17 protein-coding genes are annotated in these 20,384 nt (G+C 44.7%); 7 read left to right on the top strand and 10 right to left on the bottom strand.

Features of this window, described 5'->3' with window-relative positions:
* Positions 1 to 277: 277 nt before the first annotated feature.
* Both HGO26_RS06410 and ylqF read left to right on the top strand, forming a co-directional pair.
* On the top strand, positions 278 to 1,117 hold the full coding sequence (locus tag HGO26_RS06410) for an isopenicillin N synthase family dioxygenase (protein WP_168824015.1): 840 nt from the start codon (positions 278 to 280) through the stop codon (positions 1,115 to 1,117).
* A gap of 150 nt (positions 1,118 to 1,267) precedes the next feature.
* Positions 1,268 to 2,209 carry a ribosome biogenesis GTPase YlqF gene (ylqF, locus tag HGO26_RS06405; RefSeq protein ID WP_011919190.1) on the top strand — a complete coding sequence of 314 codons (942 nt, stop codon included), beginning with the start codon at positions 1,268 to 1,270 and terminating at the stop codon, positions 2,207 to 2,209.
* Positions 2,210 to 2,502: 293 nt separating this feature from the next.
* Here ylqF and HGO26_RS06400 read toward each other — a convergent pair whose 3' ends face one another.
* The 6 genes from HGO26_RS06400 to HGO26_RS06375 all read right to left on the bottom strand — a co-directional run bounded on the left by HGO26_RS06400 (position 2,503) and on the right by HGO26_RS06375 (position 9,877).
* Positions 2,503 to 2,880, bottom strand: coding sequence for an SH3 domain-containing protein (locus tag HGO26_RS06400; RefSeq protein WP_168824014.1), 378 nt, complete (start codon positions 2,878 to 2,880; stop codon positions 2,503 to 2,505).
* A 333-nt stretch (positions 2,881 to 3,213) separates the two neighbouring features.
* Positions 3,214 to 5,202: a GMC family oxidoreductase gene (locus HGO26_RS06395; RefSeq protein ID WP_168824012.1), complete on the bottom strand. Its 1,989-nt coding sequence runs from the start codon at positions 5,200 to 5,202 to the stop codon at positions 3,214 to 3,216.
* The gene (locus HGO26_RS06390; protein ID WP_168824010.1) at positions 5,199 to 5,729 is read right to left on the bottom strand and encodes a hypothetical protein; all 531 of its coding nucleotides are present in this window, start codon (positions 5,727 to 5,729) and stop codon (positions 5,199 to 5,201) included. The genes HGO26_RS06395 and HGO26_RS06390 overlap by 4 nt, the downstream gene beginning before the upstream one ends.
* A gap of 19 nt (positions 5,730 to 5,748) precedes the next feature.
* The gene (locus HGO26_RS06385) at positions 5,749 to 7,065 is read right to left on the bottom strand and encodes a hypothetical protein (protein WP_168824008.1); all 1,317 of its coding nucleotides are present in this window, start codon (positions 7,063 to 7,065) and stop codon (positions 5,749 to 5,751) included.
* A gap of 989 nt (positions 7,066 to 8,054) precedes the next feature.
* Positions 8,055 to 8,522 carry a GNAT family N-acetyltransferase gene (locus HGO26_RS06380; RefSeq protein WP_168824006.1) on the bottom strand — a complete coding sequence of 156 codons (468 nt, stop codon included), beginning with the start codon at positions 8,520 to 8,522 and terminating at the stop codon, positions 8,055 to 8,057.
* A 425-nt stretch (positions 8,523 to 8,947) separates the two neighbouring features.
* Complete coding sequence (locus HGO26_RS06375) at positions 8,948 to 9,877, bottom strand: DNA ligase (RefSeq protein WP_168824004.1); 930 nt, start codon at positions 9,875 to 9,877, stop codon at positions 8,948 to 8,950.
* Between the two features lie 279 nt (positions 9,878 to 10,156).
* Here HGO26_RS06375 and HGO26_RS06370 point away from each other — a divergent pair, with 279 nt between their 5' ends.
* The gene (locus HGO26_RS06370; RefSeq protein ID WP_028760259.1) at positions 10,157 to 10,528 is read left to right on the top strand and encodes a diacylglycerol kinase; all 372 of its coding nucleotides are present in this window, start codon (positions 10,157 to 10,159) and stop codon (positions 10,526 to 10,528) included.
* 10 nt (positions 10,529 to 10,538) lie between these two features.
* Here the strand turns inward: HGO26_RS06370 and hdfR are convergent, their stop codons facing one another.
* Positions 10,539 to 11,408, bottom strand: coding sequence for an HTH-type transcriptional regulator HdfR (gene hdfR, locus HGO26_RS06365; RefSeq protein ID WP_168824002.1), 870 nt, complete (start codon positions 11,406 to 11,408; stop codon positions 10,539 to 10,541).
* 108 nt (positions 11,409 to 11,516) lie between these two features.
* Here hdfR and HGO26_RS06360 point away from each other — a divergent pair, with 108 nt between their 5' ends.
* From HGO26_RS06360 to HGO26_RS06350, 3 genes are all read left to right on the top strand, one after another.
* The gene (locus HGO26_RS06360; protein ID WP_028760261.1) at positions 11,517 to 11,966 is read left to right on the top strand and encodes a MaoP family protein; all 450 of its coding nucleotides are present in this window, start codon (positions 11,517 to 11,519) and stop codon (positions 11,964 to 11,966) included.
* 20 nt (positions 11,967 to 11,986) lie between these two features.
* A complete protein-coding gene (locus HGO26_RS06355; RefSeq protein WP_113941500.1) occupies positions 11,987 to 12,988 on the top strand; it encodes an ATP-grasp domain-containing protein in 1,002 nt (333 codons plus the stop codon).
* 373 nt (positions 12,989 to 13,361) lie between these two features.
* Entirely contained in the window at positions 13,362 to 14,225 is an 864-nt protein-coding gene (locus tag HGO26_RS06350) for a hypothetical protein (protein WP_168824000.1), read from the top strand.
* A 139-nt stretch (positions 14,226 to 14,364) separates the two neighbouring features.
* On the opposite strand, the gene HGO26_RS06345 is transcribed toward HGO26_RS06350, so the two are convergent.
* Positions 14,365 to 15,987, bottom strand: a complete 1,623-nt coding sequence (locus HGO26_RS06345; RefSeq protein ID WP_168823998.1) for a M28 family metallopeptidase — start codon at positions 15,985 to 15,987, stop codon at positions 14,365 to 14,367.
* Between the two features lie 210 nt (positions 15,988 to 16,197).
* Here HGO26_RS06345 and HGO26_RS06340 point away from each other — a divergent pair, with 210 nt between their 5' ends.
* Positions 16,198 to 17,223, top strand: a complete 1,026-nt coding sequence (locus HGO26_RS06340; RefSeq protein WP_028760265.1) for a GGDEF domain-containing protein — start codon at positions 16,198 to 16,200, stop codon at positions 17,221 to 17,223.
* Positions 17,224 to 17,328: 105 nt separating this feature from the next.
* Here HGO26_RS06340 and HGO26_RS06335 read toward each other — a convergent pair whose 3' ends face one another.
* The gene (locus tag HGO26_RS06335; RefSeq protein ID WP_168823997.1) at positions 17,329 to 18,036 is read right to left on the bottom strand and encodes a class GN sortase; all 708 of its coding nucleotides are present in this window, start codon (positions 18,034 to 18,036) and stop codon (positions 17,329 to 17,331) included.
* A 10-nt stretch (positions 18,037 to 18,046) separates the two neighbouring features.
* Positions 18,047 to 20,353 carry a marine proteobacterial sortase target protein gene (locus tag HGO26_RS06330; protein ID WP_168823995.1) on the bottom strand — a complete coding sequence of 769 codons (2,307 nt, stop codon included), beginning with the start codon at positions 20,351 to 20,353 and terminating at the stop codon, positions 18,047 to 18,049.
* Positions 20,354 to 20,384: the final 31 nt, after the last annotated feature.

Here is a 20,384-nt window from a genome sequence, read left to right as displayed (position 1 = left end):
ACCCACTCCAAGCAAGATTTCTTGCACTCGGCTTCAAAATGCAGCTGACATCAATCCAATCACAACAAATCTAATGCCCATACTAACGGATTTGGTGACTAAAATCTTACCACTCAAGTAAGTACTAATATAAGTGCTTATATAAGCGACTGCATAAATGACGGAAAATACGGCAGTTGATCCAGATCACAGTAGCTGAGTATTTGCACCCACATCAGCACACGGCTACACTTGCAGCGGGTCAAATTACAACTAAATATAACAAGTAGAAACCAAAATGAAATTAGAAACCATTGATTACCGCGCTGAAGACAGTGCCCAGCAATTCGTTGAATCACTTCGGGAAACTGGCTTTGGTGTTTTATCTAATCATCCGATTGATAAGCGCTTAGTTGAAGACATCTACACCGAGTGGCAAGCCTTTTTTAATTCAGAAGCCAAAAACGACTATATGTTTAAAAAAGAAACCCACGACGGTTTCTTCCCAGCGTCGATTTCTGAAACCGCCAAAGGCAACACAGTCAAAGACATTAAAGAGTACTACCACGTGTACCCTTGGGGCCGTATCCCCGATTCACTGCGTGCCAATATTCTCGCCTATTACGATAAAGCCAACGCACTGGCTGCAGAACTATTAGAGTGGATCGAAACCTACTCACCAGAAGACGTAAAAGCCAAGTTTTCGATGCCATTGCCAGAAATGATCACCAATAGCCAAAAAACCTTACTGCGTATCCTGCATTACCCGCCGATGACAGGCAGTGAAGAAATGGGCGCCATTCGCGCCGCGGCCCACGAAGATATTAACCTTATCACAGTGTTACCTGCAGCCAATGAGCCTGGGTTACAAGTGAAAGCCAAAGATGGCACTTGGTTAGATGTCCCAAGCGATTTTGGCAACATTATTATCAATATCGGTGACATGTTACAGGAAGCCTCTGGCGGCTATTTCCCATCGACGTCACACCGCGTCATCAATCCTGAAGGTACGGATAAAACCAAGTCACGGATCTCTTTGCCGTTATTTTTACATCCAAACCCTGCAGTCGTGCTATCGGATCGCTATACGGCTGACAGTTATCTAATGGAAAGATTGCGCGAACTTGGGGTGATCTAAGCCTTAATTCAGCCTATTAATCCAAGTAACAATCGCAAGAGACAGTCAAGGATTAAGCGATTAAAGCGCCTTAGGGCGCTTTTTTTATGACATTCGCCACCTTCAAGGTAGAATAGCCGTTCTTTAAGTTATTTAGGACAAGGCGTTATCATGGCAATTCAGTGGTATCCGGGGCATATGCACAAGGCACGCAAGGAGATTGAAGAGGCAATGCCTCAGGTCGATCTTGTTATCGAAGTGCTGGACGCGCGTATTCCCTACAGTAGCGAAAACCCCATGGTGGCTCAGCTTCGAGGCGACAAACCTTGTATCAAACTGCTCAATAAATCTGATCTGGCCGATCCAGAGATCACCGCACAATGGATTGAATACTTAGAGCGTGAGCAAGGCGTCAAAGCCACGGCGATCACAACGCTGCAAGCGGCAATGGTGAAAAAAATCCCTGATCTCTGCCGTAAGCTAGTGCCAAGTCGCGATAAAACCGAAAAAGACATTCGCACTATGATCATGGGGATACCCAACGTTGGGAAATCTACCATTATAAATACCTTAGCTGGCCGTGTTATCGCCAAAACTGGTAACGAACCTGCGGTAACCAAAACCCAGCAACGGATCAATTTACGTAACGGTATCGTGCTGTCGGATACCCCGGGTATTTTATGGCCCAAAGTGGATAACGAAGCGAGCAGCTATCGCCTTGCCGTCACTGGTGCAATTAAAGATACGGCAATGGAATATGAAGATGTGGCCCTGTTCGCCGCCAAGTATTTCTTAACCGCTTATCCAAAAGAGATTTGTGAGCGTTATAACTTAAGTGAATTACCCAAGGATGATGTCGCACTTCTCGAGGAAATCGGCCGCAAACGTGGTGCGCTGCGTCCCGGTGGTCGCATCGATATGCACAAGGCATCAGAGTTATTACTGCATGAATATCGCTCGGGGAAAATAGGCTTACTCTCGCTAGAAACGCCTGCGATGGCAGAGCTTGAAAAGATTGAAGTCGCCCGTATCATGGCCGAAAAAGAAGCAGAGAAAGAAGCCAAACTGGCAGCAGAGAGACTTAAACGTTCAGGCAAACGTCATAACGACTAGTCAGCCTGTCACTCTGCATTTGGAATATAAGGCGCATAGTTTGTTAAAGACAAGATGCTGATGACTTTTATATTCCAGCTTATAGTGCTCATTAATCAAGTTTAAAGTTAAAGCCAGTATATTGAATATACTGGCTTTTTTATTAACAGAAACGGAAAGCTTGCGCTAAAAAACACTTTTACGCCAATGACTTCTGCGTGCCAGATATAAGCTCTCAATATCCGCCAGTCATCATCCTCTTGGCACAATACACCAAGGAGCCATCTTGGATTTGACTGCATAGCAAAGGTGCTTTAGTCGCGGGATAGATCTACCACTTCTTTCAAGTTTTCTAATGGTACCCACCCTGATTCTTCGCTGACAGCTTTTATACACCATACCCAGCCATTCAACATTCGTGTGCCAATGAGTTGTTCCCCTTCATGCACATTAAGTTCTCTTGCCGTATAGTCCTCAAGCGCCAGCCCGTTGGCATTTTTTAGGCGCTGAATCACTTGACCAGGAACCCAACCAGCATCTTGCCCTGGCGTAGTGCAAAGGAACCAGAGATCCCAGCCTTCAGGACCTTCATATTTTTCTCCAACGACAAGAGGATCACCTTTTTTGAACGTAATGGGGTTAGGGAACTCACTTTCATGTGGATTGACAACGATATATTTCTTAGTAATCATGTATTCAGTTAACCTTTTGATAAATATCAGTAAAAATTAACTTTATTCGCTTATTAAAGCACGCCCAATTAACGCTCAGTTTGAGTGAAACTCATCAGTTTTCTATCAGACATACTATCCGACAACACACGCATGCACAGTTTTCAAACCAATTATCAGCATAAAAAACTGTAATATTTTGATTTTAAATACAATGACAATAAACTGCATTATGAGTAGGAAAATGCCAGTTAGCGTAATATGAAGGTATATTCAGTTAGCCAAAAACCGCGCCAATTTGCACGCGGTTTTCAATGGGAATTAACAGCAAGCTAATGAATAATTACAACTTTTTTAACTTATTTTAAGGTCTTCCAAAACATGATCTGCAGCCTGGAATGCCAACGCTGCCAAAGTGAGGGTTGGATTACCCGTTGCAACTGTTGGAAACACTCCGCTACCGACTAAAAACAGATTGCTATGATCCCAAGATTGCTGACGATGATTCACCACCGACGTATCTCTGCAGTCCCCCATTCGATACGTCCCCACAATGTGTCCAGCACCGTAAAACGTAAAATTATGGCCCTGATATTCAAAATTATTCGACGTTACTTGACTCTTATCACCATAAAATACCGGCGCAGGCGGAGCCTTGGTATATTCCCGCGCATCAAGGGCGTCAAAGAGTTTGGTCGAAATATCTTTAGCCGACACGAACGCATTGCGCACATAATCCTCGCGTACACGATAGGTTAATTTGGGGCGCGGCAAACCTAAGTTATCTTTCAGCGTCTCCGACAACTCGACACGGTTTTCCGGATCAGGTAATTGTTCAATTAAATAGCCCATACGAATTTGCCGTGTGTAAATACCATTCAAGGTATTCACCAGTGAGGCACCAAATAAAGCGCTATTCGCAGACATGGCGGGATCAAACCGTAATGGAATCCCCTGCTGATTGACAGAATCCCCATTTAATTGCGAATTATTTTGCCCAAATACAAAATCAGCTAAGGTCGTGAATGGATCGTTCGCAGCCCACTGCCAACCTTCATTACCGATTTCAATACGATAGGCGGCACGGTCTTTACGAAAGGCGCCATCGCGTAAACTTTCGATACCCGCAGTAGATAAAGGCCCTCGAAAACCATAGACAGGATCTTTCGCCAGACCCCAGGCCAAATACATAATGTGATCCATCAAATTACGCCCCACTTGATCGCTATGGTTGGCGACGCCGTTCGGACAGGCTTTATTACGTTTAGACATGAGCAATAATTTTGGCGTCTCAATCGCGTGAGCTGCAATCACATATTTTTTACCCGTAACGGTACCGCCGCCCGTCGCTATCCCCCCGTGAGTTTGATAGGTCACATAATCAATACCAACAACATCCTTTGTGTTTTCATCCACTTGAACATTTGTCGCGACGTGCCGATAAAATACATCAACATTGCCGGTTTGCAATGCTCGCCCGAGCGTCACAGTGGCATCGTATTTGGCTTGGATAGGACAAATAGGAATACAATTCGTATTCCCCGCACATTGACGGCGTTCACCCGGTAATGAATTGCGCCCCTGGGGGGTTGGCGTGACTGACAATTGAATATTGTCGTACACCATATCGCTCACCGCTTGTTCATATTGTTGATCAACTAAAGATGAAACAATGCCAGGCATTGGGTAATCGTAATTCGGCCCATAAACACCATCCGGTGAAACATTAAATCCGCGATAAAGCTGATCCATCGCCTCTTTGTCACCGGCGACGCCAATCTCATTGGTCGCCTGTTCATAGTAAGGAACCAGCGCCTGATAAAATTGTTTTCCACCGGGCCAATCCACACCCTGCTTATACTGGGTTTGCAACTCAAAATCATTGGGCAATAGATGCAAACTGGTTCCTAGCCAATGCCAAGTTGTGCCGCCGCCAATACGCTCATAGGAACTCGCAAAAGCAAACTTTGCTTCAGGGCTGTCAGGTTTCAAATGCTCTGGTTGCGGCGTGTAATCGAAATAACATTGCTTTGGATTACGCCATGCGCCAACTTGCAACACGGTATAACGCGGCACATTTTCCTTCGCAGGATCAGGCAATCCGAGTGGATTATCCGCCGTCGATGCCGCTGGATTTTGCGTAGTAGGAGGATAAGGTGATTCAGGTGTTTTGGCATTGGCTTTAAAAAAGGTTTCCATGTAACCACTGCGGTCAACCGGCACTTCCTGCCCTGCTTCGAGGATTAATACTTTTTTCCCCGCCATCCCCAATTGATAAGCCATGATAGAGCCGGCAATACCTGATCCCACAATAATGACATCGTAATTGGTTTGAGTGCTCATACTGCACCTCCTTGATGACCCGTATAGGCCGACAGTACAGCGGGTGGTTTCGCCCAATAGCCATAGCGATAATTTGAATCCCCCATCGGATGAGCCTGCATAACTTGCCAGACTAAACCTGTGGTATAGCTTTTTGCCGAAATCATATCGCTAACCGTGGTTTCCGGCTCTGTATCCGTCGCGGGAATAATGGTTGGCCATGCACCTGAGTACCACATAAAAATCAATTTACGACAGGCCAACACAAAATTAGCCCCGTTGTCTGGTGCCAGCATTTGCGTGCCAATTTGTTGATCTGATAATTGCTGCGCTTTTAACGCCGCAAATTTTTGCAGAATAGTTGTAACTAAAGTTAGGTCCTGCGATTCTTCGGTTATTTTTTGCGTAAACACGGCTAAGTATTCGGATTTAATATCCACGGGATCCAATGTCGGGGCAATAATACTGGTAGCAAAGCCGGTTAATACCGCGCTCAAACCAATAAAATGATTCATAGTATCGGCAGTCGCGCCTGTAATATCAGTCATGATGAGTTCCTTTCGTAAATTATTGCGCGCGTTGCAGCAAGTAAGTGAAATCAGCAAAATTACCGTTAGTGGTTGCCGCATTATTGTGACAAGCCATACAGCTGCTTGATGTTTGCTTTACCGAACCTTGGATATAAGTTTCGAGCGTGGTGTTCGCTAAAAATGAGGGAGCAGGCACGCCCGTTGGATCGGTGGGATTTTTGGCATCGGTAGGCCATTGCGTGCTGATCAATTCGTAGTTCTTCCATACCGATCCCGGCACGACAGCGTCGAGTGCAGCGTGATAACTGGCATTTAAGGCTTTAGCATCGGCAGTGATAGGAATAACGCGTTCAACTTGAGTTGGTTTAGTGTGCGGGTTTGCCGGATCCCACGGGCGTGCTGGGGGTTCATTCACTTTGCAGTCAGTACATTTAGGATCGTAAAAATTATATGCCGACAATGATGCTGACTCACCTTGGGTTGGCGCATTAGCGACATGCTCAAAGGTAGACCAAATCCATTGTGGTTCGTCTGCGGTTTTGTGGGCAATGTGAAACCCCACTAACCCGACTTGCTCAAGCGCACACGCGGGCTTGACCCCGTGCTGCTCTTCGGGATTGTTATAAACTAGCGCGTAAGTTGTATAGTAATTCGTCGCATCAAACTTGCCGCCCATTTTTATCCATGATGCCTTAAGCATGATAGAACCTACCTGCCCGGTTTTACTGTCGCTCGCGGTAAAGTCGACATCGGCATTAAACTGTTTCTGTCCTTTTTTACTGTAAAGGTTATTGTCCAAAATAAAATTGAACATAGTTTCATTGGTTAATATTTCATAACGGGTATAAAGCCCGTTTTGATCAATCAATGGACCCGTTGTAAAAGGCTCGCCACTTTCATCCAACACATTCGGGGTCTTCCCTACTTGCGTTAAATAAATAGTCCCTTCAGGAATGGACTTGGGATCAATACTTTTGCAAACATCCGGCACATTATTGGACTGATCCCACCCAGGTGGTTTTACGCCATCGGGTAAAAAAATATCTCGGCTTTCCTTCCAATGCAGCCACACGACTGGCTGGTTAGTTTTTTGCCCAATGGTGGACATGGTATTGGGTGTACCATCGGCATTGGCTGGCCAGTTAAGTGCAATAAACGATTGCCAAGAAAAATCATCAAAATCATGTTGCAGGCTTTCGAGTGAGAACGGGGGTTTTGCTGTGATTTCCAGTGGCATAACAGGGCTTAACGTGGGTAGCGTTATAGCTGTTTTTGTCTCTACTGGTGCTTCTGCATGTACAGCAGCACTCATACACAAAAAAAGCGTACTGTAGCTAAAAGATTTGATAGACATGAAATTAACTCTCCTTGTTATTGACTTATTCAATGCTTAAAACGTTTACGATTCCACTTTCTTTAACGACTTAAAATCAGGGCTTTCATAACACCCGCCACTGCAGGCGTGATGTCACGATACAAATAGCGTACAAGACTTGACCTCAACCAAATCCAAATAAATGGGTTTCGATATTAAAATTGAAATTTGCTGTTTTGATCGCAGTCTCTGGCTTACTGAGCCGGTCTGAACAGATTGATTGATACGGATAAATATTAACGTCTTTCATTGAAATTCCTTTTCATGATTGCGTTTTATCACGATACCTTGAGTCTAGATTATTCATTGAGGATCACCTCAAATGAACCTAGTAATCTCAGTGGAAGGGTTAAACACTCCTGTGTTCCCGTAGTGAAAACAATTCTATTCTGCAGAAATAAAAGTAACCTTCTGAAAATATTCCATGTTAAAAGATTGTTTACGTTTCACTTATTGTCAAGCGTGAGGCAGAAGGTTTATTTTATTTGTAAAAAAGCCCGCCGCACGACGATAACAGCAGTAAAAGCATAATGTGATATCAAGAGTTCAACATTGATCTGAAGTCTGCGAGGGCCAAGCGTGGGCAGTGCTCCAACACTGACTAAGCGATCGTAAAATCGGTCGCAACTACGCGCGGCCTATTCTTATTTGGTAGCCATTGATTCAACAATAACTGTCAAAGTTTGGAAGATTTCGACTCATTTTCATCATTAGATTCTGTAAAGAGTCACTCAGCATCTGATTATATGGCCTTGCTAATGACTTTATAAACACTTTGACTGAAACAGAACACAACTGGTTCTTACTGTTGAAACAGGAAATCTATTTTCTTGTACTGACGAAAACTCTAAGATTAAAAATGATGCCATTTGGGGATGCTTTGACCTACTTAGGTAGCCCTGTGAAATATGATCATATCGTTCCACTTGCTTCCCACAATTGAGCGGCAGTGTACCTTCACAAACTTGTTATTCACCGATGTTTGTGCCCATAACCAATACATTTATACCTTTATAATTCACTTGTTCTATAGGCTTAAACCCATGATGTAAGTACAAACCTCCAGTTAAATCTTCTGTTTGAAGATATAATTTTTTCACACCTATTTTATGTGCTAGCGATATTATCTCTTTCACAAGTTTTGAGGCGACACCCTGTCCCCTAGCCTGCTGAGTGACGTAAACACCACCAAGCCAAAATTCAAATTCTGGGTATATGTCCATTTCTCGAATTTTTAGCTCTGCTGAACCAGCAAGAACACCATTTACTTTTCCAATGATCAGAATAGGCGCGGTATCTCGATTTATTGATGCAGAGACTTTTTTAACGACTTCCTCCTTGGTATAGCTACCATTGTCTTGGCACCATTCGTTGAAATACCAACTAGCTACCGTGTCTATCGCAGAGGGATTATCGGCAAGTAATGAAATTTCCATATATGTCCTTAGATGTACAACGATTTGATTTTCTTTATGAACAACATCTTACCAACTTAGCCTTGCAAGGCAAGCAGCCCACAACCATTGATGGAGCACAGTCAAACTCGACTGTAACGGGTTACCGTTTTTCAACTTTCACATCCTCAATTAATCTTGGCAGTGGCTTCATATTGTCAAACCGCCACAGGTGAAACATCAGTTTGTTATCCTTATCCCTTACAAAATCGCGATTGTCATCAGCACCACAGCCTACCCCAAAGTTATGCAATCCATCTGCTCGAACAAGAGTTGGATTAGCGCTCGGTGCAAACACGACTCGTCCATCGCTGTTGTCCACAGTATCAACACAGCACAGCACAGCTCGCGGCAGGCTTAATAGACAGCAAGCGAAGTTATATCTATTAATAACGTTATGATGTTGTTTACTTTGCAGTGGCTTTATTACTTGATTCGACATCACTGCGTACCCGCAGGAAACTGGCAAATCTGGGCAAGCCATTGACAGTAAGACCAAGATATTTATAGGTAATGATAGTGCCCACTGCGGGGGGATGTTGGCGCTCTGCGAGACTAAAACCTGTGCCAATACTAAAAATTCGGCCGTCTGGCGTTTGCACTTTTAATGCGCCCATCTGCCCTGCAAATTGACCTTTACCAGGGATATAAGCGATAACAGTAGCTTCAGCATCATAATAAGGTTTTAGCTTCATCAAATGAGGATTTCGGCCACTGATATAAGTCGCAGAACTGCGATGCAGCATCAAGCCTTCGGCGCCTTTTGCAACTAAGGCATCGAGTTTTTGATACAGGGCTTCAAGGCTTTCTACTTGGAACTGCACTATGACTTTAAGATAATTCGATTTGCCACTCAGTTCAGTCAGCGCAAATTGATAGCGATGCTGAAAGTCGCCACTCGCCTTGGGGACATCGAACACCATAAATCGCACTTTGCGCCAATCATCATCCTTAGCTGAGGTTTGTCGAACTAAACTCGACATCGCTTCAAACTGACCTCGCCCAAGCCATAATTCACCATCGAGGGGATAATTCGGAAAATTCGCAGTAAACCAAATGGGTGTGGCGATGGCATTTCCCTGCCGAGTGAATAATTCCTTGCCATTCCAGTAACCTCGAACCCCGTCGAGTTTCTCACTAATCAAAAAATTTTGAATATTAATATCTTGCGAAGTTCGAGTCGCATCAAACTCGGTAGCAAGTTGTATGGCAGGTGGTGAGGTTTGTGCGTTAACCGAAAGAGTTAAACCGCAAAGTATGAGCAAGCTGAGCTTAAAAACACTAAAACGGATGAACTGATTAAATGTTAAATTTCGTAACGGGTTAGTATGAGTCATTCCCTTGCCCACGCTGCAATATATCCTTCATCAAGCTTAGGCCGCACGGCTAAAGTTGCACTAAAATAACCGCAAAAGTCACTAACTCCCTAAGTTAACAACGAATGTTGATGATCAAATTTGCTCAGTTAATTGTTTATGCACTTTTCATCTCAGGCTATACTGCGGCCAAATTTATGACTCAGTCAAATGTTAACAAAGACAACAGTAGGGTTTATTCACCCTGTTTTGAATGAGCAGAACCTCAGCGCTTTGTCGCTAACGTCAATTGGAAACACTATGAAACCAGCCAATAATCACGGTATTAAGCGCATATTCAGAGCGACGGGATTTTCGATGAAGGGCCTAAAGGCCGCTTGGATCCACGAAGCCGCCTTCAGACAGGAATTAATCTTAACGATAGTCATGTTACCCGTAGCCTTATGGGTTGATATCAGCACTATTGAACGCCTTATGCTGATTTTCACGTTGTTTATCGTGTTGATTGTTGAGCTATTAAACTCGGCGATTGAAGCTGTGGTTGACCGTGTCGGCAGTGAAATACACCCGTTAAGTGGCCAAGCCAAGGACATTGCCTCGGCTGCCGTCTTTATGAGTCTTGCGCTTTGTGGATTAACTTGGCTGGTTGTATTAACACCGCTAGTGCTTTAATTCTTAGTTTCTAAACCGTTGTATGAGAAACCATTGAGCCATCCTCCCTTAAAAAGTCGATGGCTTGTTTGATCTGGGCTAAGCGGTCATTCTCAGCCCAATACGCAAGATACACATTTCGTGAAATGGCATTCGCGCCGCTGACAAGATGCAATTCGCCGCCGCGCAATGCATGTTGCACTAGATGCTCAGGTAAAAATGCGCAGCCGCCATTATTCAAGATGAAATCTAACGCAATACGTGCTGAACTCGTGTGCAGCGTTGGCACTGGCAGCGAGGCATATTCCTGCGCGTGAACAATATTGAACGCCGTACCCCAATCGACTTTTACATATTGCCCCGGCACAACCGCTTTTACCGTTTGACCTTTTAAGCTCGACACCAACAACAAATTAATTTGCCCCAGTTGTACTATCTCAAATTGATCAAGCTTTGGCGGATCGAATGAAATCGCAATATCTAAGGTACGGTCCATTAGCTGACGCGTCATTGCATTCGCGGGTAGCACTTCGGTGCGCAACGCCACGCCAGGTAAACCGACATGCAGTCCCTGTAAATAACCTTGCAAGTAAGCGTCCCAAATATTCGGCCCTGCACCAATGGCAAGCTGCGTTGTCTGTAACTGGCTGAGGGAAACATCTTGCTTAGCCCGCTCCCATGCTGTTAACACCGCTTCAGCATGACCAAGCATACGTTCGCCTGCTGGCGTGGGCTGAATATTATTACGTTGCCGTTCAAATAAGGCGACACCCAAAATGCTCTCAAGCTGTTTCACCCTAAAGCTCACAGCGCTTCGGGTGAGATAAAGATTCTCAGCCGCTTTACCAAAATGGCGAGTACGGGAGACTTCGAGAAAGGTTTTTAGTAAATCGGTATCCATAAAAATTCTTGACCAACATAGGCAAATTTTTTTGATTTATAAATCAATAATACTAGCCAATACTCCAGTTGCAAATCTTTGTATATCAAAAACTAGAGGGTATCTGCCATGTCTGAACAGTCTTTTTTTAACGCTAACAAGGGTTCTGAGACGTTTAACGGCTCAGTTGCTGCCAGTTTTGTCTCTCAAAAACGTTTCTACGACGACGCTAATTTCCCCAAAGGCTTTAAACGAAGCGGCGATTTTACCAATAAAGAAGCTGAACTCCTTGAATTGCATGGTCATGCGATGAAGAATTTAGCGGAAGGAAAAACGCTGCCTTGCACCTCTGATGAAGCCCAATTTGTGGAAGTCGCCAAAGGAAATATCGCCCCCAGTAGCTTGTTAGAGCAGATCTGGGTAAAGTATCGCAGGCTCGCCATGGGGAAACCCTTTTATGCCGTGGTTGGTACAGTGCATTTGCCTGCAACCAAGCCCGAGATAGAAATAGAGGCAGAGGCTGTATTTGATATTGAAGATGATGTTCAGGATGAACCTGAACCCGAGGATAAAGAATGAAGATTAAGGTTTGCTACTAAATGCGTGGTTGGATTTTATATAAAGAAACCGCGACTCAGCTAAAACCTGAATGGTATGAAATTGAGCGTCTACTGGCGGCAGCAAAAGCCGATAACATAGAGTTGGAAGTTTACGCACCTGATGAATTTGATCTGACTGTCACCAGAGAAGATAACAAGAGTATTTTATTGAATGGGCAAGCCGTCGAGCTGCCCGATTTTATCATTCCGCGAATGGGCTCAGGCACGACCTACTTTGCTTTAGCCATTATTCGTCACTTAGAAAGATTAGGGGTATATTGCCTCAATCCATCTAAAGCCATTGAAATCGTTAAAGACAAGTTATTCTCCCAACAATTGTTGGCCGAGAAGAATCTGCCTACGCCTAAAACCATGTTGGTTAAATTCCCCGTCGATATCGCCCTCGTAGAACGCCATCTCGGTTTTCCTGTGGTGATAAAAACACTTTCAGGCTCACAGGGCAGTGGTGTGTTTTTATCCCATAAGGCGCGTGAATTTGACGATTTAATGCAGTTGATTGAAGCGACCAATAAAAACGCTAACATCATTCTGCAAGAGTTTATCGCTAACAGTCATGGGCGCGATCTACGCGTATTCACTATTGGTGGTCGTGTGGCGGGTTGCTATGAAAGGCGTGGTCAAGAAGACAGCTTCAAAGCCAATGTCAGTGCCGGTGGTTCAGCGCGTCCATTTCAGATCACTCCTGAAATTGAATGGCTTGCCACCCAAACAGCCAATATTCTCGATCTTGATGTTGCAGGTATCGATTTATTGTTTGATAACGGCCATTACAAAATTTGTGAGGCTAACTCATCTCCAGGGTTTGAGGGCTTAGAGTCCTGTTTGAATGTGGATATTGCCGCGCAAATTTTGCATTTTATTCGCATCCGTTTAGGCATGTTTAATAAAGATGAACCAAGTAGCCCAAAAATCGTAGCTGATAGCGTAGAGGCTGAGACTTCTACCCCGTCACCTCTATCGTCCTCTATCGAGACGAAATAGAAGTACTAGGACATATCAATATCTAGCGGGATCGTACCGCTAGATATTCTCAATATCGATGATTCTCCTCCATGTTTGTGTCTATATCCATTTGTATCTCGCCCCATCCAACACAACAATCCTAAAGCCGTTCAGGAAGCACTTGCCCTTAGTCTTTCAATCCACAATTGATGTGATCGCTCACTCAAATTTCATTCAACCTCACGAGAACCAGCTCTACTTTTGTTTTGAATCACAATTTTTTGCATTTTTTAAAACATTTTGTTCACATTAAAAAATTTGCTGTTAAACTCCAAATGTTGTTTTTTTATGGCACTAAATTCTGACCTTATCGCTAAACATAATAAGAATAATGCAGGAGTCACTCCTTAACATGTCGATCCGCCTATTACCCCTAATCATAGTGTCACTGCTCAGCACTCAAGTGCAAGCCGATGATTTTACTATTCAGTTAGGCGGCTTTTATTCGCAATCAGACACCAATATGGAAGTCACTAACCCTATTTCGGGTAATAATTTCACCTTAGATTATGAGTCCGATCTACAACTTGCAGAAAACGAATTTTTACCCTTTATCGAGTTAAATTATCACTTTAACGAACGGCACAATATCTACCTAGACTGGAAACAGCTTCATCGTAACGCCGAAACCCAAGCCTTAACCAAACCCTTCCAGCTCGAGATTAACGACACCATTTACGATATCAAAGCAGGCGGTAATCTAAATTCAACCTTAAACATTGATGTACTGCGCTTCGGCTATGGCTATGATGTATTTCAAGGCAGTAACTATGATGTAGGTCTATCACTTGGTTTACATACTATGTTTATCAAGACAGGTTTTGAAGGGGTGATTGGTGTTTGCGCTTCATCGGAATTACTCAATAATGTCTGCGGTAGCCAAGCAATTCCGCGCATTGTTGACGAAAATGTCACTGCGCCACTGCCCGACATTGGCATATATGGTCAGTATGAATTTGTTCCCGGTTGGCAAATCACCAGCCATGCACAGTATTTTTACATCAAACTCAATGATGTCAAAGGCGAACTGGTTGATATTAAAGTGGGGGTTAATGCACAAATCACCCCAAACTGGCGAATGAGCGTGGCCTATAACTACTATAAAGTTGACGTTGATATCGCCCAAAATTCGCCGAATAAAGATACTCAAATCGCCGATTACAACATCTATTACAATTTTATTGGTCCTATGCTTTCTATCAGCTATTCCTTTTAATTTTAATTCTATAAAAAATCTCTTCCCATATTGTATTAAACACCCCTTCTAGCTCAAACAGTTGCCCGAACCCTAGCCCAAATTAGTGCTAAAAAATAAGGGCGCCTACTGGACGCCCTCATAATCCAATCCATTAAACCTATTTACGGCCATCCTGCTCACGTTTGGCTTTAAAGTCTGATGATTCAAGCCAATGGGGCCAATCTGAACCATTCGCTAAGGTGGTTATCATACTGGCGATCAAGTCTAGGTCTTGACTCACCCCCTCCAACGTCCAATTTGGATCATAATCATCGGCTCCTTGGTGATATTTATGCGCAATATAGTCAGGATCTGTATCCCCAAGACTCATAAATAACAATCCTGGTACACCTTGCTGGGCCAGCGCAAAATGGTCTGATCTAAACATCAATCCATTCTGTGGTCTTGGATCCGCTTTTACCGAACGGTCTTGGGCTTTGGCAACTTTATCTAAGTATTGCTCCAACTCAGATACCCCTTCCCCATAGCGCAAAATGTAATCCACGCCTTTATTTACATTCATGCCATCGATATTTAAAAAGGCGACGATATTTTTGGTTGGCACACTGGGATGCTGAGCAAAATGCTGTGCACCAATCAGACCCGTTTCTTCTGCAGTAAAGGCACTGAAGAGCACCGAGCGATCCAGTGGCGCCGTGCTAGCTTGCTGTTTGAAGTAACGCGCTAACGCTAAAACCCCCGCCACACCGCTGGCATTATCGACCGCACCGTTTAAAATCTCTGACTTACCGTCTTCAATCACAGTGCCAAGGTGATCCCAATGGGCATGCATCATCACCACTTCGTCGGGGCGCGTTTTACCGGGCAGTAAGGCCGCGACGTTATGGGACTCGGCGCGTTCAATTTTATTGTTTAACGTGAGCTGCGCACTCAGCTTAAGTGGGATAGCCTTAAAGTTTGGCTTGGCTGCTTGCCGTTTTAAGGTATCAAAATCCAATCCCGCTTTGGCAAAGATTTTTTGTGCGGTTTCGTGCTGAACCCAGCCCATCACGCCCACTTGACCTTGGTTATTATTGGCATCGACCAGAGTAAACTTAGTCCCTGTGTTGGAATTTTGCACCACTCCCCAGCCATAGGCGGCAGGCGCTGTTTCGTGAACAATAAACACGGCCTCAGCGCCTTGACGTGCCGCTTCCTCATATTTATAAGTCCAGCGACCATAATAGGTCATAGCATTGCCTTTAAATATTGTTGGATCTTGGGTCGCAAAGCCGGGGTCATTCACGAGAACGATGACCGTTTTGCCTTTTACATCTAACCCTTGATAATCATTCCAGCCATATTCGGGTGCATTGATACCATAGCCAACAAATACCACATCGCTTTTATTCAGGCTCACGGTGTCGGCGATTCTTTGGGTTCTCGCGGTAAATTCACTGCCATTGGCAAATTTAAGTCCGCCGATATCAAGCTGCATGTTTTGATCGGCACTAATTTGCGCCAAAGGAACCGCCTGTAAATAGCTATCGCCAAATCCGGGTTTGAGACCCATATCTTTAAATGCTGCCACTAAATAGTCTAAAGTTAACGTCTCTCCTTCAGACAAGGGCGCGCGTCCCCCAAAAGCATCGCTCGCTAAGGTTTTCACATCGGTTCGGTATTGCACGAGATCGAGACTTTTCACAAATGCCGTTTCAGCAAAGACAGGTAATGAGATAGTGGCCAACAGACTTGTGGTTATGATTAAATTTTTCACAACTTTCTCCCAAGTTATTATCATTATTTGGTTTTAAGGATAGACTTTACCATATCATCTTTAATTTATGATGGAAGTCTTAGCGCAAACGGAGTCGCTGCATCCAAGAGTAAACGGTAATCATGTCTCCATCTGACCGATATTCTTGTCGTTGACCTAAATCTGACTGCAACAGAATAAAAAATAGCGAAAATTTTAAAATATCCGTGTATTTTCATTGAGTAAGGTAACAATATGTCGCTAGAGTTATTACAAGCTGCTGCACTGAACCTCAAAAAAGCAGTGCCTCTGATGCTCAAACATAAAATTCCGACCACACCCGTCAACTATGCGCTTTGGTACACTTATGTTGGTGAACAAAATCCCGAATTAAATCAACAACTCGATACTGTTATTGCCCAATACAACACTTGCCCTCCAGTCAGTAGCGAAATCTTGTATCGCCAATATGTTGCCGACCCAGTTGAACTCGATGTCAGAGAAATGCGCCAAAATCTGGATGCTATGGTGACTGAGCTTTCCCAATCACTCAAAGATACCAATCTAGATGCCAATGACTTCCAGTCGCGTATCGAAAGTAATTTTGAAAAGCTCAACCGCATCGAAGACGAAGGCTTTAGCGTCGAACAAGTACTCGATCTGGTCCGCAGCTTAGTGAAAGAGTCGGACAATATTCGCTCGAGCACAGAGTTCTTTACTGGTCAGCTGCAGAAGGCTCAAACCGAAATAGACGCACTAAAGAAAAAACTTGAACAAACAGAAAAAGACGTTCTCTACGATGCACTGACGGGCTGCTTTAATCGCCGCGCCTTTGACACTGATTTTGCAGGAATGATAGCCCAAGCCCCCTTAGGCACTTGTGTGATCTTGGCCGATATCGACCATTTTAAAGTGTTTAACGACACCTATGGCCACCAACTCGGCGACCAAGTGTTACGCGCCGTGGCGAAACGACTACAGGAATCCTGCCGCGATGGCACGAAACTGTATCGTTTTGGCGGTGAAGAATTTGCGATTATTGTCCCTAAAAGTCAGCTACGTATCGCAAGGCAACTGGCCGAAGCTATGCGCCGTGGACTCGAAAAACTCAGTTTAAAAGACAGACGCAAAGACGAACGCATCAATAATATCAGTGCTTCCTTTGGCGTCGCCCAATGGCAAGAAAAACAAACGGGTATGCAATTGATTGAAGCGGCAGACAAATTACTTTATGAAGCCAAACGCTTAGGACGAAATCGTGTGCTGCCTATCAGTAACTGATGGTTATAACTTAGCCTGAAGCCGATAATTCAGCTTCAGGCTAAGATGATTAACAAAGGAGTATTTTTTTGAAAGCTATATGAAGGATTTAAATTCGATTTCAGATTAATGTTTGAAACTGCGAGAAACAGTTCCAATATTCCCTTGCACGCCACTCCCTATTGAAACGGATACATTCGTACCGAGTGTTTCCATCGACTCATTTTCGACGGGTATCGCCTGCACCACAAACCGCAGTTCAGCACCACCTTGAAGTGAATCGAAGGGATAACACGTAATTAACGTTAAGCGATTATCATCGGATGGCGCCATAAATTGAGTTTCTGTTTCATGTACGACCTGAGTCGCCACCACTTCATAAATAATGTGATTGCCTTTAAGCGTTTGTAACGATAATCGACGCCCCACCGCCATGCCATTAAGTATCGCAAAATGCGTGTCCCTGTGGCCGGCAATCACAGTATTGCCTTTTTGCCCCGCTGGCGCACTGGACAACACCAGACTCGGACCAAAGGCCAAATTTCGCCCAGAAGCCCCCGCAAGAACATATAAACTGTCATTAAGCTCTGCTTCAATATTGTTGCTCGCCGCCACTTGTTCACGATGAATAGACAGCTTTGCCACGGGATAAGTATCCGCCCATGACCAAGGCTTATGGGATTGACCATCAGCCAAGGTTTTAGTCCACGCCTGTTCAATCAAATACTGGGCAAAGTGTGCTTTAGCTTGCATATAGAGTCCCTTTCCTAACAATGTTGCGCCAATTAAAAATAATCCCACCACTAAAAATCGCTGTGTTCTGCTTTTGCTCATCGCGCTTAACTCATCGTTCACTGGTAAGTGCCACCAAGGCCGCCTTCTCTTCCCGTCTTTGTCGAAGAATCGATCCCGTAAGAATCAAAGCGAGTAGCAAGGTCAGCGCACCTAATAACATATCCAAACGGCTTGACGTCGCGGTTTGCGGCAAGGCTCCAAAAGGTTGCCAACCTAAGGGCAAGTGCTGACGAACCACGGCATCACGGCTCATTGCAGTTGAATCAATTGGGGTTAAGTCCACCGCCACTAAGCTGGTATAGGCGCTGACTAAGTGATAATTCATTGATAAGGCTGTCACTTGCTGTTTGACCTTGTCATCATTCGCGCCATTTTTACTCAACTCCAATGCACCAATCTGTTTACGCGCCCACAGTAAGTCTAAACCTGCACCTTGATGGGTCATCAATCCTGCGGAGTTATCCTGCAGCGAGAGCGACTGTTGCCAGTTTTGATGCCCTTGGCGTCCTGAAATCACTAACTCCTGTGGCTCACGGGCGCTGCGCTTTAAACTCACGAGCACTGGCTCACCGCGGTACAGATCGGCAATCGGTGATGGCCAGTAATCGGGCACACTGCCATCATCAAAACGCACTTGAATATCGGTTAACACCGGATATTGAATTTTGCTCAGTAAGGCGCTGATCTTCTCATCGACTTCATCCACTTTGCCAATATAGGTAAAAGTGCCACGACCGAGTTCAGCCGCCCTTTGCATAAAGTGAGAATTAGGTGCCGAACCTATACCGACAGTAAATAGTCGGCTTTCACCTATTTGATAACGGATCAAATCAAATAACGCTTGTTCATTGCCCACAGAGCCGTCGGTCATAAAGATCACTTGGCGCAAAGGCTGCGTTGCATCAAGCGATACACTGCCCAAGGATTTTGGCAAGGCAGCGTCCAGTGCTAACGCCATTTCAGTGCCACCATAGGCCTGTAAACGGCTCACAAACTGACGGGCCCGTGACAAATTCGACGAGGTCGCCGGTAATGACACTGTTGAGAACTGAGACAAACTGGAGTTAAATTCGATAATGTTAAAACTGTCCTCCGGCTTCAGTCCTTTTAACGCGTATAACAGTGCATTTTTAGCTTGAACGATAGAATCCCCCGCCATAGAGCCCGAAGTATCAATCACTAAAATTAATTCACGGGGCAAACTCGGCTGAGTACTCTTTTCAACCTTAGGAGGCAACACCATGACGAGACTGTAATTATCATCATTTACGCCGCTGGTTTTACTTGTCTCAAGTGTATCCTGAGACAGATTTTCGCCATCGAGCTTATGGGTTTTACCTTGCTGATTAAACACCCAAGCCATTGGGCTCGTGCCCTGCTGTACTCGCCATTGCAGCACAAAATCACGATTAGCGGGCACACGTTGCGCCAGCGATACATCGACCGCGCCGCTGTTGCCTTGCTTGAGTTTGATGTCATGGTAAGGACTCTCAATGGACGCTTTATCAACCCCCTTTGCGAGTAAGACTTGAATGTCTGCCTTCAGCACAGGATCGCGTCCACTGGCGCCGTCCCGCACTGGTGCCACAATCCGGTCAGCATCAAACACCTGCGAACTTGTCACTCGGCTTGATTGGCGAACCAGTGCCATAGGATCATGTGAGTCGCTAGCACTTGAATCCGATGTTAATCCCGGAATATAACGGGGCGCGACCACCAGCGGAAAACGTAAACTAAACAAACCATCTTCATATTTAATGGTCTCCTGATAGCTGATTTCTACAATCAGCTCCTCTTGAGGTGCTAGGTTTGCGACTTCGGTCGTGAACATATTAGGCCGCTCTTGGCTCACTAAGCTGGCACGTTTGCCTTCAGCTTTCGCTTGCTCAAAAATCTGCTTGGCATCGGCCTTAGGATGAATTTGCCCTTCGATCACTCTCTGGCCTATATGTAATCGCAACGAATCCACCGCAGCCTCATTGGGCAGCGGGAACAAATATTGCCCATTCAACACAAATTCAGTATTATTGCGAAAAACCTGTTTCAAGCTCACGCGATTACTTAAGCCAGAGACTTGCATCGACACTTGTGTATCGAGCGGCAAAGATGGCACCCAAGCACCGCTCGGCTGGCGATAAAGCAACAGCCCCTGCGTAATATCATCGTAATTAATGATGTGTGACTCAGCACTATTTTGCCCGACCATTGCCGAAGCCATATTCTGTGGCGCAGACAATGTGCCGGTACTATTCGGCGAAGCTAATGCCACAAAGGGCAAACCCCAACACACGGCGGCACTGATCAGCAATACCGCTACCGCTTCACTCACTTCTTTTACCCTTTTCCCTGTGATCATCACAAAGGCTTCCTCTATTAACAAATATGAA

Origin of the sequence: Shewanella oncorhynchi, from assembly GCF_012584455.1 — a bacterium.
Lineage (GTDB): Bacteria > Pseudomonadota > Gammaproteobacteria > Enterobacterales > Shewanellaceae > Shewanella > Shewanella oncorhynchi.
Note: the sequence above shows the minus strand (reverse complement) of the source record. Positions and strands in the feature narration are given on the sequence as shown.

Bases quoted from the DNA above. Each gene is read 5' to 3' on its own strand.
- HGO26_RS06410 (WP_168824015.1), top strand. From the start codon at position 278: ATGAAATTAGAAACCATTGATTACCGCGCTGAAGACAGTGCCCAGCAA.
- ylqF (WP_011919190.1), top strand. From the start codon at position 1,268: ATGGCAATTCAGTGGTATCCGGGGCATATGCACAAGGCACGCAAGGAG.
- HGO26_RS06400 (WP_168824014.1), bottom strand. From the start codon at position 2,880: ATGATTACTAAGAAATATATCGTTGTCAATCCACATGAAAGTGAGTTC.
- HGO26_RS06395 (WP_168824012.1), bottom strand. From the start codon at position 5,202: ATGAGCACTCAAACCAATTACGATGTCATTATTGTGGGATCAGGTATT.
- HGO26_RS06390 (WP_168824010.1), bottom strand. From the start codon at position 5,729: ATGACTGATATTACAGGCGCGACTGCCGATACTATGAATCATTTTATT.
- HGO26_RS06385 (WP_168824008.1), bottom strand. From the start codon at position 7,065: ATGTCTATCAAATCTTTTAGCTACAGTACGCTTTTTTTGTGTATGAGT.
- HGO26_RS06380 (WP_168824006.1), bottom strand. From the start codon at position 8,522: ATGGAAATTTCATTACTTGCCGATAATCCCTCTGCGATAGACACGGTA.
- HGO26_RS06375 (WP_168824004.1), bottom strand. From the start codon at position 9,877: ATGACTCATACTAACCCGTTACGAAATTTAACATTTAATCAGTTCATC.
- HGO26_RS06370 (WP_028760259.1), top strand. From the start codon at position 10,157: ATGAAACCAGCCAATAATCACGGTATTAAGCGCATATTCAGAGCGACG.
- hdfR (WP_168824002.1), bottom strand. From the start codon at position 11,408: ATGGATACCGATTTACTAAAAACCTTTCTCGAAGTCTCCCGTACTCGC.
- HGO26_RS06360 (WP_028760261.1), top strand. From the start codon at position 11,517: ATGTCTGAACAGTCTTTTTTTAACGCTAACAAGGGTTCTGAGACGTTT.
- HGO26_RS06355 (WP_113941500.1), top strand. From the start codon at position 11,987: ATGCGTGGTTGGATTTTATATAAAGAAACCGCGACTCAGCTAAAACCT.
- HGO26_RS06350 (WP_168824000.1), top strand. From the start codon at position 13,362: ATGTCGATCCGCCTATTACCCCTAATCATAGTGTCACTGCTCAGCACT.
- HGO26_RS06345 (WP_168823998.1), bottom strand. From the start codon at position 15,987: ATGATAATAACTTGGGAGAAAGTTGTGAAAAATTTAATCATAACCACA.
- HGO26_RS06340 (WP_028760265.1), top strand. From the start codon at position 16,198: ATGTCGCTAGAGTTATTACAAGCTGCTGCACTGAACCTCAAAAAAGCA.
- HGO26_RS06335 (WP_168823997.1), bottom strand. From the start codon at position 18,036: ATGAGCAAAAGCAGAACACAGCGATTTTTAGTGGTGGGATTATTTTTA.
- HGO26_RS06330 (WP_168823995.1), bottom strand. From the start codon at position 20,353: ATGATCACAGGGAAAAGGGTAAAAGAAGTGAGTGAAGCGGTAGCGGTA.